General features: G+C 51.1%; 17 protein-coding genes and 1 tRNA gene. All 18 read right to left on the bottom strand.

All coding sequences use genetic code 11. The features are described from left to right. Positions 1 to 68 precede the first annotated feature (68 nt). A complete protein-coding gene (locus QZV31_RS03440; RefSeq protein ID WP_295358112.1) occupies positions 69 to 1,607 on the bottom strand; it encodes a class I SAM-dependent methyltransferase in 1,539 nt (512 codons plus the stop codon). A gap of 191 nt (positions 1,608 to 1,798) precedes the next feature. Beyond that, entirely contained in the window at positions 1,799 to 3,550 is a 1,752-nt protein-coding gene (locus QZV31_RS03435) for a diguanylate cyclase (protein ID WP_295358109.1), read from the bottom strand. 180 nt (positions 3,551 to 3,730) lie between these two features. Then, positions 3,731 to 3,807: transfer RNA gene (locus QZV31_RS03430), tRNA-Val, on the bottom strand. Between the two features lie 117 nt (positions 3,808 to 3,924). Further along, positions 3,925 to 4,317 (bottom strand): 30S ribosomal protein S9, encoded by a 393-nt coding sequence (rpsI, locus tag QZV31_RS03425; RefSeq protein ID WP_093729223.1) that lies wholly within the window; start codon positions 4,315 to 4,317, stop codon positions 3,925 to 3,927. Positions 4,318 to 4,336: 19 nt separating this feature from the next. Further along, complete coding sequence (rplM, locus tag QZV31_RS03420) at positions 4,337 to 4,774, bottom strand: 50S ribosomal protein L13 (RefSeq protein WP_093729224.1); 438 nt, start codon at positions 4,772 to 4,774, stop codon at positions 4,337 to 4,339. Between the two features lie 368 nt (positions 4,775 to 5,142). Continuing rightward, positions 5,143 to 5,883, bottom strand: coding sequence for a tRNA pseudouridine(38-40) synthase TruA (gene truA / locus QZV31_RS03415; RefSeq protein WP_295358104.1), 741 nt, complete (start codon positions 5,881 to 5,883; stop codon positions 5,143 to 5,145). A gap of 124 nt (positions 5,884 to 6,007) precedes the next feature. Further along, positions 6,008 to 6,817: an energy-coupling factor transporter transmembrane component T gene (locus tag QZV31_RS03410; RefSeq protein ID WP_295358101.1), complete on the bottom strand. Its 810-nt coding sequence runs from the start codon at positions 6,815 to 6,817 to the stop codon at positions 6,008 to 6,010. Continuing rightward, entirely contained in the window at positions 6,818 to 7,675 is an 858-nt protein-coding gene (locus QZV31_RS03405) for an energy-coupling factor transporter ATPase (protein WP_295358098.1), read from the bottom strand. A 171-nt stretch (positions 7,676 to 7,846) separates the two neighbouring features. Further along, positions 7,847 to 8,692 carry an energy-coupling factor transporter ATPase gene (locus tag QZV31_RS03400; protein WP_295358095.1) on the bottom strand — a complete coding sequence of 282 codons (846 nt, stop codon included), beginning with the start codon at positions 8,690 to 8,692 and terminating at the stop codon, positions 7,847 to 7,849. Between the two features lie 169 nt (positions 8,693 to 8,861). Then, complete coding sequence (gene rplQ, locus QZV31_RS03395; RefSeq protein ID WP_093729229.1) at positions 8,862 to 9,200, bottom strand: 50S ribosomal protein L17; 339 nt, start codon at positions 9,198 to 9,200, stop codon at positions 8,862 to 8,864. Between the two features lie 15 nt (positions 9,201 to 9,215). Further along, complete coding sequence (locus tag QZV31_RS03390) at positions 9,216 to 10,205, bottom strand: DNA-directed RNA polymerase subunit alpha (protein WP_295358090.1); 990 nt, start codon at positions 10,203 to 10,205, stop codon at positions 9,216 to 9,218. Positions 10,206 to 10,274: 69 nt separating this feature from the next. Continuing rightward, positions 10,275 to 10,868: a 30S ribosomal protein S4 gene (gene rpsD / locus QZV31_RS03385; RefSeq protein WP_093729231.1), complete on the bottom strand. Its 594-nt coding sequence runs from the start codon at positions 10,866 to 10,868 to the stop codon at positions 10,275 to 10,277. A 19-nt stretch (positions 10,869 to 10,887) separates the two neighbouring features. After that, the gene (gene rpsK, locus QZV31_RS03380) at positions 10,888 to 11,280 is read right to left on the bottom strand and encodes a 30S ribosomal protein S11 (RefSeq protein WP_093729232.1); all 393 of its coding nucleotides are present in this window, start codon (positions 11,278 to 11,280) and stop codon (positions 10,888 to 10,890) included. A 24-nt stretch (positions 11,281 to 11,304) separates the two neighbouring features. Further along, positions 11,305 to 11,667, bottom strand: a complete 363-nt coding sequence (rpsM, locus tag QZV31_RS03375; protein ID WP_093729233.1) for a 30S ribosomal protein S13 — start codon at positions 11,665 to 11,667, stop codon at positions 11,305 to 11,307. 17 nt (positions 11,668 to 11,684) lie between these two features. After that, entirely contained in the window at positions 11,685 to 11,798 is a 114-nt protein-coding gene (rpmJ, locus tag QZV31_RS03370; protein ID WP_009015366.1) for a 50S ribosomal protein L36, read from the bottom strand. 28 nt (positions 11,799 to 11,826) lie between these two features. Beyond that, the gene (gene infA / locus QZV31_RS03365) at positions 11,827 to 12,045 is read right to left on the bottom strand and encodes a translation initiation factor IF-1 (RefSeq protein WP_093729234.1); all 219 of its coding nucleotides are present in this window, start codon (positions 12,043 to 12,045) and stop codon (positions 11,827 to 11,829) included. Between the two features lie 6 nt (positions 12,046 to 12,051). Further along, a complete protein-coding gene (locus tag QZV31_RS03360; protein WP_295358076.1) occupies positions 12,052 to 12,708 on the bottom strand; it encodes an adenylate kinase in 657 nt (218 codons plus the stop codon). A gap of 14 nt (positions 12,709 to 12,722) precedes the next feature. After that, positions 12,723 to 13,979 (bottom strand): preprotein translocase subunit SecY, encoded by a 1,257-nt coding sequence (secY, locus tag QZV31_RS03355; RefSeq protein ID WP_093729236.1) that lies wholly within the window; start codon positions 13,977 to 13,979, stop codon positions 12,723 to 12,725. Between the last annotated feature and the right edge of the window lie 2 nt (positions 13,980 to 13,981).

Raw genomic sequence — 13,981 nt, 5'->3', positions numbered from 1 at the left:
AATGCGGAGAGGAGTTTTAATTTACAAAGCAATAACAGCCATTGGAGTCATTACAGGGAAAAAGCAAATCACAAAATCCCCAGCCTCGTCAGGACCGGCAGGGTCTGTTCGGTGAATCCCTTGACCTGCAGTTTCAATTCCGCCAGGTTCTCTTTTTCCGTTTCCAGCTTTTTGCCGTCTTTCAGCAGGAACTGCCCCTGGGAATCCAGTGTTTTCCACACTTCTTTCGGCAGCGCGTTTTCCTTGACCCCCTGCCACATAAAATGTAAAACCATCTGAGCGATCCGGTTCAGGTTGACGCCGCTTCCGGTTACCGGACTGGCCAGGTAGAAGATCTCATCTGCGGCCAGAGCCCGCTGGCATAAATAGCGGTTCAAACGGTCGCAGGCCGGTTTGGCTTCCTGCACAGCCTCTTCCGACTGACAGGGCGCAATCACTCCCTGCTCCACCATTACCTTCAGCAAACTGCACACAACCTCAGGCGCCGTTTCCGGGTGGGCCGCCAGGTACCCGGTGAAGTCTTTCGGCTTATTCCCGCCGGTCTTCAGCCAGGCCACCACCGGTTCCACCAGTTCGGATTTGAAATCGATCTTGCGATAATAGCCGCTGCATTCCAGATGTTTCAAATCCATAACTAACAGGATGTAGCGGGTGGACAATATCCCTTTCAGCTGCTGGGCGGGCGTCAGCCGCCGGGTGCCTTTTACATACAGGTCTTTCCGGAACTGGCGGTTGATGTAATAATCCCGCAGCTCTTCCCGCAGCAACGGGTGGCTGATGGTAGATAAAAAGGCCGTGGCTTCTTGCGGCAAGTTCATGCTTTCCACATCGTCCAATGTATCCAGCAGCGATGCGGTGCAGGCGTAATCCAATTTGGCTTCTTTCAGCATTTCCGCTACTTCGGTAAAATACATCACGTTCCAGTCCCGGTTCAGGTACTCGTGAGCCAGATAGTTCGGATTTTTTGTCTGCAGATCTTTCAGGCGTTCCAGAAGATCCGCATTGCGTTCCGCATAAAGCGGATTGGCAGTGACAGCTTCTTTCGCGAACGCCAGCGCGTTGGTCACCCGGGCCGCTGCATTGTTGCCGCTGCGGATGTAGATGTCGGGCATGGTCAGCAGTTCCCGTATCGGATGGTGCTGGGCCCAGCCGGGGAAACAATTGTAGCTGTTGTAGAAGATGCCGCCCGGTTTCAGATAGCGGCGTATAAATTCCACAACTTTTTTCTGGTTCTCATGGCTGATCCAGGTCCACACCCCATGCATGCTGATACTGTCCAGCATGGGCATGTCCGGTTCGTCCATCAGTTCTGCAAAGCTCAGGTCGTATAACTTTGCGTTTGTGCCCGAAGCTTTACACAGCAGGTTGGCGTGCAGCGCGTGGGATGGGTTAAAATCGGTGCCGATAAAGTTTCCCTGTGCGGTTGCCGCATGAATGTTTACCGAAATACCCTGCCCGAAGCCCAGCTCACAGTGCACATTGTCCCGGTCCGGCGCCGGTACCTCGTAGCCGTTGACCAGCAGGCAGAAACGCTGCCAGATCGGGCTCAGTTCCCGGTAGTAGCCGTAGGTGTAGGTTCCCTCCGTAAAGTAACCGTCCGTCCACATAAAAAATGCCCCCTCTTTATCGTTTTATCATAATCGTTTTAACGTAATACATACGTAGTAAGAAAATGCGGATGGCAATCCAGGTATACATCTTTTGGTTTAATTTTACCATATTTTATGTTAATTATGCAAATTTAAAAGCCGGAGCCTGCAACACCATAGCTGCCAGCTCCGGCTTGTGTATTTCATTGCTATTTCACTACGACACGGTTCTTGCCGGCACGTTTTGCCGCATACAGCGCGTCGTCCACACGGATGCAAAGGTCGTCCGTATCTTCACCGGGAATATATTCCGTCACACCCAGGCTCATGGTCTGCCGGCCGGCGCCCTTAAATTCGATGGCCGCAAAGCCGTTCCGCAGTTTTTCCGCAATCACGGCTGCGTCTTTTGCATGCATGCCGGGTAAAACGATCATGAATTCTTCCCCGCCCCAGCGCCCGGCCATATAGCGCACTTCTTCCGAATGCAGCGATACCTGCAGGAAATCCGCCAGTCCGGTCAGCACTTCGTCGCCGATTTTGTGTCCGTAGGTGTCGTTGACCTTTTTGAAATCGTCCAAATCGATCATGATCAGGGAGAACGGTTCTTTCTTCCCTTCCCCTTCGCCCTGCTCTTCAATCCGCCGCTGTATCTCGCCCCGGTTGTACAGCCCGGTCAGCGCGTCGGTGATGGCTACCTCGTGAAGCTTCTGGTTCGCCTCTTCCAGTTCCTTTGTGGCCATATTGATGAAGGTGGCCAGACGGTGAATCATGGAGATGCGTTCCGTATGATCCAGTTTTTCGGCAGCAGTCGTGTTTTCTTTGGGTTCTCCTTCCCGCATGGCTGCGATGACCAGCGTAACATTATGCTGGTTCACATAGCCGTTGGTGCGCAAAAACTCGCTGGATGTGAAAAAGCCAAAGGTCGGTGCAAGGGATTCAAAAGGCTGTGTTTCCCGGCCGATCCTGTCGTCGCCCCAGAATAACCGGCGTCCGGCGCAGGAAAAGATAAGGATGGCTTCCGGCGAAAAGCTTGCTACTTCCGTCCGGGTTTCCGCCACGCTGTCCAGAATCGTCATGGGATCGCCGTAGGCAAGGCGGCCCGTCGCCCCTTCTTTCACGTCCGAGGTCATTTCGATGGACCCGTCTTCGTTGCAGCATACCGGGTCGCGCAGGATGTTGACGCCGTTCCGAATGTAGTAGAACGGGAACTCTATAGTATGGAAGAAAAAATTCTCATCATTCTTGATTTTTAAATAACGATAGTATGCGTCATAGGTCGGCTGACCGTCCAGTTCGTATACGATGTTGCCCGTGGCACGGGTCACTTTCATTTCTTTGCCCAGCGGCTTCCAGCCGGACACAAACTGTGTGGAAAGATAAAAATCATCGCCGCCGTACAGCACAAAGGCAACGCCCTTTTGCATACAGGAACCTTTTTTGGAAAATACGCAGGCCTGTACGGCATCCAGCTTGCCGCTGAATGCGCCGCCGCCGAACACCTGAATGGAAGGATCCAAATCGTGCAGATTGTCGCAGAACGCAGACATGGACAGGCCCCGGATGGTGGCTACCAGTTCCACGGCCTTGACCCAGGGACGGGCTTTCACTTCCCGCTTCAGCGCATCGGTCACCTCTATGGCCACGTCTTCTGTAAGCCTGTACTGCAGCGTTTCCACATGGATGGAAGGACAGCTGAACACCATACACGTAATGGATACACCGGAAGGCGAGAAATCACCGCTGCTGATGTTGCCGTTGGTAGAGCAGCCTGCATATTCCGCGTCCGGCATCTCCTGGTCCAGCACGGTGCAAACGCCATCAATCAGCTCTTTGTCCGGCGAATCGGTAAATATATGGAAAAGGACTTTAGAAGCGCCCTTCTCTTCACAGTATTGACGAATTCTGTGCAGCTTGCCACGTAATGAAATTTCGTTTTTATAATCAAACTGGAACAGCTTCATAAGGCAACATCGCCCCCTATCTTGCAAAAACTTTCAGTGATTATAATCATTTTGTCATTATTGTCATTTTATTATATCATAGTTTCACTGGATTTCAAATATTTTTCATCTTTTTGGTGTAAAAATTGTGTGATATAAAAACAACCCCCAATGCCCGTACGGGATTGAGGGTGTGATGGCTGGTGCGCAGAGTGGGGCTCGAACCCACGACCTCCGCCATGTCAAGACGGCACTCTAACCAGCTGAGCTATCCGCGCGATACTTTCGCATAATTATTATACACGAAATTATAAAATTTTGCACATTTTTTACAGAAAAGCCCCGCAGCCAAAAGCTGCGAGGCAGGATATACGGTAAAACAACGTACGCAAAAATTAACGCTTGCTGTACTGGGAAGCCTTGCGGGCTTTCTTCAGGCCGTATTTGCGACGTTCTTTTTCGCGGGGATCGCGGGTCATCAGACCGGCTTTTTTCAGGGTCGGACGATATTCTTCGTCAACCTTGCACAAAGCGCGGCTGATGCCGTGACGGATTGCGCCGGCCTGGCCGGAGAAACCGCCGCCGATTACGTTTACCAAAATATCATACTTGTCTTTGGTCTCAGTCAGTTCCAGAGGCTGATTTACAATCAGCTTCAGGGTTTCCAGACCAAAATAATCGTTCATTTCGCGGCCGTTGATGACCACTTTGCCTTCACCCGGTACCAGGCGGACACGGGCAACGGAAGATTTGCGACGACCAGTCGCGCTGTATACTACTTCTGCCATGATGTTTTCCTCCTCCTGATTACCGTACGTTGATTTCTAATACTTCAGGCTGCTGTGCTGCATGCGGATGTTCCGGACCAGCATATACGTGCAGTTTTTTGTAGATCTGGTCGCCCAGACGGTTCTTCGGGATCATGCCGCGAACAGCAATTTCAACCATGCGGACCGGGTTGTTGGCCAGCATGTCTTTAGCCAGTACAAAACGGTCGCCGCCCAGATAACCGGTGTGATGGAAGTAGGTCTTCTGCGTCAGCTTTTTGCCAGTCAGCACAACTTTGTCAGCGTTTACAATGATTACATTGTCGCCGGTGTCCATATGCGGGGTAAAGGTCGGTTTGTGTTTACCGCGCAGGACTTTGGCAACTTCTGCGGCCAGACGGCCCAGCGTTTTATCAGTGGCGTCCACCACGAACCACTTGCGTTCGATGTTGGACGGGTTTGCCATGAAAGATTTCATTTCAATGTCCCTCCCAGGATTTATTCTTGCAGTGTTTACATAATAATGAAAAAACGTGAATGTGATGATGAGTCATTGCATTCCCTGCATCGGGGCTAATCGAATTCAGGACGCAAAATCACGTAAATATATTTTAATCACTTTTGCTGTTTTTGTCAACAGGATTCAGGGTTATTTTATAAAAATTTTAAAGGAAAAGGTATGAGCAAAACATAGAGAACGATTGCGTGATTTCATGAGATGAAATGTGCCGTCGTGGCGAGACTGTCTGAGGGCAAAGCCCGAGTTTCGAAGCCACAGGCACATGAATCCATGAAATAGCAATCGTGAACGTTTTTGCTCGTGCCTGTTCCTTTAAAATTATTATATTATTTGTACTCTACTCTTGCCAGATATAACCCCTGCGCCGGCGCCGGTGAATTCTCAAATTCGCCCCGCTTTTGCTTCAGCTCTTCTGCCATCGCCTGCGGCGGTTTTTTCCCCAGTCCGATCTGTACCATAGACCAGACTAAATTGCGCACCATGTGGTACACGAAGCCGTTGCCTGCAATATGATAGACCAGCGTACCGTCCGCTTCCGTTTCCCAACAGGATCTGTAAATCGTTTTAACAGGAGATACCTGGGTGCTTCCGGTGCTTTGGAAACCGCTGAAGTCATGGGTGCCCATAAGCATGGCAGCCGCTTCGTTCATTTTCTCCATGTCCGGTCGTTCTTTCATCTGCCACGCATAGTTGCGCGTAAACGGATCCGGCTCCGGCGCATACCGGATGCGGTACTCGTATTCTTTCCGGCAGGCGTCCTTGCGGGCGTTAAAACCCGGCTTCGCTTCTTCGGCACGCAACGCCCGGATATCTTCCGGCAGGATACTGTTCAGCGCCCGCGGCAGGTTTGAGGTGGGAATCGTCCCCTCTGTGGTAAAGGAAACCACCTGGCAGCGGGCATGCACCCCCGCATCCGTCCGGCCGCTGCCGGTAACGGTTACAGGTTCGCCGCAAACGCGGGCCAGTTTTTCTTCCAGAATCTGTTGTACGGTTATTTCCTTCGCCTGCCGCTGGAAGCCGAAATAGTTGCTTCCGTCGTAGCAGACAGTGAGTTTTATCGTTCTCATATTACTACTATGTTGAATAATTGGATTATTTTGTAGCGTTTCGCTCGGTTTTCTTTTCATCATTCTGCCACAACGCATTGCAGCAGTTTGATTTTACAAGGGCTAAGCAACCCGTACAATTTGTTTATATAAACTTCGGTCCCCAGCGCAGAAACGCCAGCAGTCCGATCATGACAAACGCAAACACAAAAGCCAGTCCGTCACCGGAACGGTAGGCCAGCTGGTGCATACGGGTACGCCCTTCCCCGCCGCGATAGCATCGCGCTTCCATGGCAATAGCCAGGTCGTCCGCCCGTCGGAAAGCGCTGATGAACAGCGGCACAAGAATCGGCAGCATGTTTTTTGCCCGGGCCAGCAGGTTCCCGCCGGAAAAATCCGCGCCCCGCGCCGTCTGCGCCTTGATGATACGATCCGTTTCTTCCATTAAAGTCGGAATGAAACGCAGGGCGATGGTCATCATCATAGCCAGCTCGTGGGCCGGTACGCCGATGACACGGAAGGGACGCAGCAGCGCTTCAATGCCGTCCGTCAATACGATGGGCGACGTGGTAAAGGTTAATATGGAAGAAATCATCAGCAGCAGGATCAGGCGCATGGCCATCTGCACACCAAGCTGCAGGCCTTCTTCCGTCACTTTGATAAACTTCCACTGATACAGCACGTGCTCGCCCTGTCCCATGACCGCGTGCAGAAACAGCGTCAGCACGATGATGAACAGCAGCGGTTTTACCGATTTCAGCACCAGCATGAAAGGCAGGCCCGAAATTGCGATGATAAACAGCACCATGGCACAGAGCGCAGCGTAACCGATGGCCGAATTGGCCAGAAAAACCGCCACGATCAGGATCAGTGTGGTCAGTATTTTGGTCCGGGGGTCGAGGCGGTGAATGAAGCTGTTGCCCGGGTAATACTGTCCCAGTGTAATATCCAGCATCTACTTCAGCCCCTTTCTGCGTTTCACTTCCGCCAGCAACCGCTTCGCGTCAGTGATTTCATAAGGCAGACGCAGGCCTTTCGCCCGCAGCGCGTCCGCCAGTTTATAGACTTCCGGTATATCCATCCCGGCTTCCAGCAAGCGGTTCTTTTCTTTCAGGAAGATTTCCCCCGGTTTGCCGTCAAGGATGACTTCGCCTTTATACACCACCAGCATCCGTCTGGCATATTTTGCCGCCTCTTCCATGCTGTGGGTCACCATGATGATACCGATGCCCCGTTTTTTATACAGGGCCATGATTTCCGCAAACACGGCATCACGGGAGCCGGGGTCCAGTCCGGCCGAGGGTTCGTCCAATATGAGGTAGTCCGGGTTCATTGCCACCACACCGGCAATGGCCGCCCTGCGCATCTGCCCTCCGGACAGGGAAAAAGGAGACCGTTGGGCGTAGGTTTCAAAATCCAGCCCTACAAACTTCATGGCGTCCCTGACGCGCGTCTCCACTTCGTCGGCGGCAAGGCCCAGGTTCCGGGGACCGAACGCGATGTCCTCGTATACGGTTTCCGCAAACAGCTGGTGCTCCGGATACTGGAACACCATGCCGATCCTTCCCCGTGCCAGCTTGGCTTCTTTCGTTTTGCCGGACAAATCAACGCCGTCCAGTGATGCGGTTCCCTTTGCGGGATGCAGCAGTCCGTTCAGGTTTTGCACCAGCGTGGATTTGCCGCTGCCGGTGTGCCCGATGACCGCCACGAATTCGCCTTTATGAATTTCCAGGGAAACATCCTTCAGCGCTTCTTTCTCGTAAGGCGTTCCCGGCATATATGTATAGGAAACATGTTCCAGTTTAATCGACATCTTTCTCGTTCCCGTTTCACTGTTTTAACTAATTATGTAAGCAGCGTATGTCGCCGTCTGCAACAACCTGAGCTGCCCGTCATTTCAAAAGCTGCTTCAATGTATGCCAGTACTTCTCAATTTTTTCCAGCGCTTCGCCGGTTGCGGCTATGTCCGGAAACATTGCCACAGTCATGCACAAAACGTGCCGGCCAAGGCTTCCGCCAGCTCTTCGTTGGTAATGATACCCTGCGGCAGTTTCACGCCGCTTTTCCGTAACTCAAACGCAAATTTGGCAGCCAGAGGCGCTTCCAGTCCCAGCTTTTCCAGTTCTTCTACCCGGGAGAACACGTCCCTGGGCGTGCCCTGGAATTTGATTCTGCCGTCCCCCATGACGATGACGCGGTCAGCCTGCATGGCTTCCGTCATAAAATGCGTAATGTAAACGACGGTAATATGCTGTTCCCTGTTCAGTTTCCGCACGGTACTGAGGATTTCCTTGCGGCCTTTCGGGTCCAGCATGGCAGTGGGTTCGTCCAATACGATGCAGCGGGACCCCAGCGCCAACGTGCCGGCGATAGCCACCCGTTGCTTCTGCCCGCCGGACAGAAGATGCGGCGCATGTTCCCGGTAATCCAGCATATCCACCGCCCGCAAAGCGTCTTCCACTCTTTGCTTCAGTTCCTCTGTGGGTACGCCGATATTTTCCGGCCCGAAAGCCACGTCCTCTTCCACAACAGCCGCCACGATCTGGTTGTCCGGATTTTGGAACACCATACCCGTGTCCTGCCGGATCTGCCACAGATTGTTTTCGTCCAGCGTATCCAGCCCGTGAACGTTCACACTGCCCTCCGAAGGTAAAAGCAGCGCGTTAAAATGACGGGCCAGCGTACTTTTGCCGCTGCCGTTGGCACCGATGACCGCCACGAATTCGCCGGGCATGATTTGAAGATCAATCCCATCCAGCGCCGTGACCGGATTGTTGTCCGAATCTATATAAACATGTTTAAGCCCTTTGGTTTCAATCACCGGCTCCATAGTTCCCCCTTGAGGATGAAATAACAAGCCCTTCATTTCAAAATGAACACGTATATTATATCTTTAGTCGCCACAACCGTCAACCCAATTTGCATAAAGAGTTAACAATTTTCTCTGTATAAAAAAACTGCTTACCCTGTTTCAGGTAAGCAGTTTTGTATTGAAACTCTTATAAAAGTTCAATAATCGCCATTTCGGCTGCATCGCCACGACGAGGACCAACCCGGTAAATACGGGTGAAGCCGCCCTGTCTGTCCTGGTACTTGGGAGCCAGTTCATCAAACAGTTTTCTGGTAGCGGTTTCGTCTACCAGCGTTGCCAGCACCTGACGGCGTGCATGCAAATCACCAACTTTAGCCAGAGTGATCAGCTTTGCCACATTCTTGCTGGTCTCTTTTGCTTTCGTGATGGTGGTCTCAATTCTGCCATTCATAATCAGAGCGCTGGACAGACTGCGGAACAGAGCTTTACGGTTACCGGACGCGCGGTTTAATTTTCTGTATGCCATTTTCCGTCCCCCTTATTAATCTTCCTCATCCTTACGTAAGGACAAGTCTAAATCCACTAACTTTTTAATAATTTCTTCCAACGATTTGGTACCCAGGTTGCGGACCTTCTTCAAATCATCTTCCGATTTGTTGATCAGGTCGCCCACTGTGTTGATGCCGGCCCGGCGCAGGCAGTTGTTGCTGCGTACAGACAGGTCCATCTCTTCAATCGACATGGCCAGTTTCGGATCTTCCTGTTCTTCCGTGTCTTTTTCCGTTGCAGACGGTTCTGCAGCAGGAACAAGTTGCTGCTCCACAACAGTACCGTTCTGGAAGAGCTTCAGGTAATCGATCAGAAGTCCGGATGCGCGGCTGATGGCGTCTTCCGGATTGATGCTGCCGTCAGTCCATACTTCCAGTGTCAGTTTATCGTAATCGGTCACGTTGCCGACACGGGTATCGGTCACGCCAAATTTAACGCGGGTGATCGGAGAATAAATGCTGTCAACGGGAATCCAGCCGATGCCCATATCATCTCTTTTATTCTTGTCACCGGGTACATATCCCCTGCCGGTATCGACATAAATATCGATTTTCAGGCTGGCGTCTTTGTCCAGCGTTGCGATATGCAGATCCGGATTCAGGATCTCCACGTCGCTGTCGGTTTCAATGTCTTCAGCCGTGATTTCCTGTTCTCCTGCAGCGTTGATATGCAGAACCTTCATCTCGCTGTCCGGAGAACTTAACTGCATACACAGCCCTTTAATATTCAGGACGATGTCTGCCACGTCTTCCCGGACACCCGGAATCGTGGTGAACTCATGCAGGACTTTCGTTCCTTCACCGTACTCGATCATCACGCCGATTACCGCAGCACCGGGCAGGGACGATAACAGGACACGGCGCAGGCTGTTTCCTAATGTAATGCCATAGCCACGTTCCAACGGTTCCCAGACAAATTTGCCATAACGTTTATCACCAGAAACTTCAGTCGTAACCAACTTCGGTTCAATAATTTCAATCATGCGGAAAGCCTCCTTCTCTCGCGTATTACCACAATACGCCAACTGGTTGGTGGCAAAAGATGCTCATCATTATTTGGAGTACAGTTCGACAATGGACTGTTCCACTACCGGAACATCAATTTCCTCACGAGCCGGGAAACGGTCAACTTTGGCGCATAAAGCTTCCGCATTCACAACAAGCCAGGCCGGAGCCGTTACAGCAGCCAGCTTCTCGTTCATGCCTTTGAAGTAAGTCTTAGCGCGGCTGTTTTCCATTACAGCTACTTCATCGCCAACTTTGATCAATGCAGAAGGAATATCAACGCGTTTTCCGTTAACGGATACATGACCGTGACGTACCAGCTGACGCGCCTGACGGCGAGTGGTAGCCAGTCCCATGCGGAACACTACGTTGTCCAGTCTTCTTTCCAGCAATAACAGCAGGTTTTCACCGGTGATGCCGGGCATTTTCTTCGCTTTTTCGTAATACAGGCGGAACTGTTTTTCCAGTACGCCGTAAATGAATTTTGCTTTCTGTTTTTCTTTTAACTGCGCGCCATATTCACTTACCTTATGGTTAGCATGATGGGGCTGGCGGAAAGAGCTCTTGGCCAGACCTACAACCGCGGGTTCCAGACCCAGTGAACGGCAGCGTTTCAGAGCAGGTACTCTATCAATTGCCATCTGTGTTTTACACCTCCTGTTATACTCTGCGACGTTTCGGCGGACGGCAGCCGTTGTGCGGAATCGGAGTTACGTCTTTAATGGAGTTAACTTCGAGACCGGTAGCCTGTAAAGCGCGGATTGCAGCTTCACGGCCGGCACCGGGGCCCTTAACATATACTTCAACGGTTTTCATGCCATGTTCCATTGCAGCTTTGGTAGCGGTTTCTGCTGCCATCTGTGCTGCGAACGGGGTGCTCTTGCGGCTTCCGCGGAAGCCCATTTCACCGGCAGAAGCCCAGCTGATTACATTGCCGTTCAAATCGGTGATCGTAACCAGCGTGTTGTTAAAAGTGGATTTAATATGCGCAGCGCCGGCAACGACGTTTTTGCTTACTTTCTTTTTGTTGCGAACTACTTTTTTTCCTGCCACTTCTTATTTACCCTCCTCTACTGATTACTTCTTGCCCTGGCCCTTTTTGGGACCCTTGCGGGTACGGGCGTTGTTTTTGGTGTTCTGGCCGCGAACGGGCAGACCGGCGCGATGTCTTCTGCCGCGATAGCTGCCAATTTCTACCAGACGTTTAATGTTGAGGGATTCCTCACGGCGGAGGTCGCCTTCCACCTTGTAATCTCTGTCCACAACCTCACGAATTTTCGCAACTTCGCCTTCGGTCAGATCGCGAACACGGGTATCGGGATTGATACCGGTCTTTGCCAGGATCTCACGGGATAAGGTAAGACCGATACCGAAAATATAGGGCAGCGCATATTCTACACGCTTATCATTCGGTAAATCGACACCAGCAATACGTGCCATTCAAGTGTACCTCCTTCTTAACCTTGTCTTTGTTTATGCTTCGGATTTTCGCAAATGACCATAACGCGGCCTTTGCGTTTGATAATTTTGCATTTTTCGCAAATACGTTTTACAGACGGTCTGACTTTCATTTTCTACCTCCTCAGTGTCTGTGCCGGTTTATTTATACCGGTAGGTGATTCTTCCACGGTTCAAATCATAAGGTGTCAGTTCCACTGTCACTCTGTCGCCGGGTAAGATTTTGATGAAGTTCATACGGATCTTACCGGAAATATGAGCCAGTATCTCATGATTATTCTGTAACTTAACCTTGAACATAGCATTGGGAAGCGATTCCAGAATCGTGCCTTCCACTTCGATTACATCCTGCTTTGACACAGATCCTTACCTCCCTGCCCGTTCTTCAAGGCTTGCCTTTACATCGGCATAAACTTTGTCGATAGCCTGCGTTCCGTCAATTTCCAGATAAACACCCTGCTTATTATAGTATTCAATCAGGGGTTCCGTCTGGGAATGATATGCCTTCAGGCGGTTCTTAACGGTTTCTTCTTTATCATCATCACGCTGATAAAGGCTGCCGCTGCATTTATCGCAGACACCCTCCACTTTCGTGGGATTGAAGGAAACATGGTAGGTTGCGCCGCAGGCCTTGCAGATGCGCCGCCCCGTTACACGGGATACCAGTTCGCCATCCGGTACGACAATATTTACTACGCCGGTCAGTTTGATCCCCAGATCGTTCAGGATTCCGTCCAGTGCAACAGCCTGTTCTTCCGTACGGGGAAACCCGTCTAAAATGAAACCTTTTGCACATTCCGGTTTAGACAAACCTTCCCGTACAATTCCGATTGTTACAACGTCCGGTACCAGTCCGCCGGCATCCATGTATTTTTTAGCTTCTTTTCCCAGCTCCGTGCCCTGCTTTACAGCAGCCCGGAACATATCACCGGTGGAGATATGGGGAATTTTATACGTTTCGACAAGCTTTTCAGCCTGAGTACCTTTTCCGGCACCAGGAGGTCCCATTAAAAGAATATACATCTGTCTATCCTCCTTTACTTCATAAAGCCCTGGTAATGACGTACCAAAGCCAGCGACTCAATCTGTTTCATTGTATCCAGTGCAACACCGACGACGATCAGCAGAGATGTGCCGCCGATGTAGATACCCTCGATACCGGTCAGGTACACGATGATGTGGGGCATCATGGCAATCAGGGCCAGGAATATGGCGCCTGACAGCGTAATACGCGTCATGACCATGTCCAGATAATCGGTAGTCGGTTTGCCGGGCCGCAGCCCCGGGATAAACCCGCCCATCTTCTTGATATTCTCACTCATGTTCTTGATATCCAGCGTAACCGCGGTGTAGAAGAACGTGAAGAATATAATCAGGATGATATACAATGCAGTTTGCAGCGGCGTGCCCCATGCAAAATACCCTGCAATTTTCTGAACCCAGGGTACTTTTACAAACTGTCCGATCGTAGCCGGAAGCATCAGAAGTGACGAAGCAAAGATAATGGGGATTACGCCTGCCTGGTTCACCTTCAAGGGAATGTAACTGCTGTGACCGCCATACATCTTACGGCCTACGATACGTTTCGAATACTGTACAGGGATCTTGCGGACGCCCTGAGAAATCGCAACTACGAAAACGACCATGGCCAGCGCGATAAGCAGGAACAATATCACGTTCAGGATGTTAATTGTACCTACATTCAGATATTTTGCCAGCGTGGAAATGCCGTCCGGGAGGCGGGAAACGATACCCGCAAAGATGATCAGGGAGATACCGTTGCCGATACCTTTCTGCGTAATCTCTTCACCGATCCACATCAGCAGGCAGGTGCCTGCCGTTAAGGATACGACGATCATCAATACCGAGAACACATTCGGGTTATTGATGGCGGACCGCAGACCGAATGCCATACCGAAGCCCTGGATCACTGCAAGGACTACGGTAAGGTAACGGGTCGTCTTGTTGATCTTCTTGTAACCTTCCTGCCCTTCCTTGGACCATTCTTCCAGCGTCGGTATAACCACTTTCAACAGCTGCAAAATAATGGACGCGTTGATGTACGGGGTGATACTCATTGCAAAAATGGAGAACTTGCTCAGGGCGCCGCCGGAGAACAGATCCAGCAGGCCAAACAGGTTTCCATTGTTAAATAACTGCTCAATCATTGCGGCATTGACTCCGGGAACCGGAATATGGGTTCCCAGTCGGAACACCGCAAACATAACCAGGGTGAAGATAACTCTCCGCCTCAGTTCGGGGACCCGAAGAACATTAGCCAAAGCAGCTAACATTA

This window comes from uncultured Succiniclasticum sp. (genome assembly GCF_902793885.1).
Lineage (GTDB): Bacteria > Bacillota > Negativicutes > Acidaminococcales > Acidaminococcaceae > Succiniclasticum.
This window is presented reverse-complemented; position numbering and strand designations above follow the sequence as displayed.

What these genes read in the sequence shown, in the direction of transcription:
- rplM (WP_093729224.1), bottom strand. Translation starts at nt 4,774, where the DNA reads ATGAAATCTTTCATGGCAAACCCGTCCAACATCGAACGCAAGTGGTTC.
- rpsI (WP_093729223.1), bottom strand. Translation starts at nt 4,317, where the DNA reads ATGGCAGAAGTAGTATACAGCGCGACTGGTCGTCGCAAATCTTCCGTT.
- QZV31_RS03400 (WP_295358095.1), bottom strand. Translation starts at nt 8,692, where the DNA reads ATGGAGCCGGTGATTGAAACCAAAGGGCTTAAACATGTTTATATAGAT.
- QZV31_RS03360 (WP_295358076.1), bottom strand. Translation starts at nt 12,708, where the DNA reads ATGTATATTCTTTTAATGGGACCTCCTGGTGCCGGAAAAGGTACTCAG.
- QZV31_RS03405 (WP_295358098.1), bottom strand. Translation starts at nt 7,675, where the DNA reads ATGTCGATTAAACTGGAACATGTTTCCTATACATATATGCCGGGAACG.
- secY (WP_093729236.1), bottom strand. Translation starts at nt 13,979, where the DNA reads ATGTTAGCTGCTTTGGCTAATGTTCTTCGGGTCCCCGAACTGAGGCGG.
- rpsM (WP_093729233.1), bottom strand. Translation starts at nt 11,667, where the DNA reads ATGGCACGTATTGCTGGTGTCGATTTACCGAATGATAAGCGTGTAGAA.
- rpsD (WP_093729231.1), bottom strand. Translation starts at nt 10,868, where the DNA reads ATGGCAATTGATAGAGTACCTGCTCTGAAACGCTGCCGTTCACTGGGT.
- truA (WP_295358104.1), bottom strand. Translation starts at nt 5,883, where the DNA reads ATGAGAACGATAAAACTCACTGTCTGCTACGACGGAAGCAACTATTTC.
- QZV31_RS03410 (WP_295358101.1), bottom strand. Translation starts at nt 6,817, where the DNA reads ATGCTGGATATTACACTGGGACAGTATTACCCGGGCAACAGCTTCATT.
- rplQ (WP_093729229.1), bottom strand. Translation starts at nt 9,200, where the DNA reads ATGGCATACAGAAAATTAAACCGCGCGTCCGGTAACCGTAAAGCTCTG.
- QZV31_RS03390 (WP_295358090.1), bottom strand. Translation starts at nt 10,205, where the DNA reads ATGATTGAAATTATTGAACCGAAGTTGGTTACGACTGAAGTTTCTGGT.
- QZV31_RS03440 (WP_295358112.1), bottom strand. Translation starts at nt 1,607, where the DNA reads ATGTGGACGGACGGTTACTTTACGGAGGGAACCTACACCTACGGCTAC.
- rpmJ (WP_009015366.1), bottom strand. Translation starts at nt 11,798, where the DNA reads ATGAAAGTCAGACCGTCTGTAAAACGTATTTGCGAAAAATGCAAAATT.
- QZV31_RS03435 (WP_295358109.1), bottom strand. Translation starts at nt 3,550, where the DNA reads ATGAAGCTGTTCCAGTTTGATTATAAAAACGAAATTTCATTACGTGGC.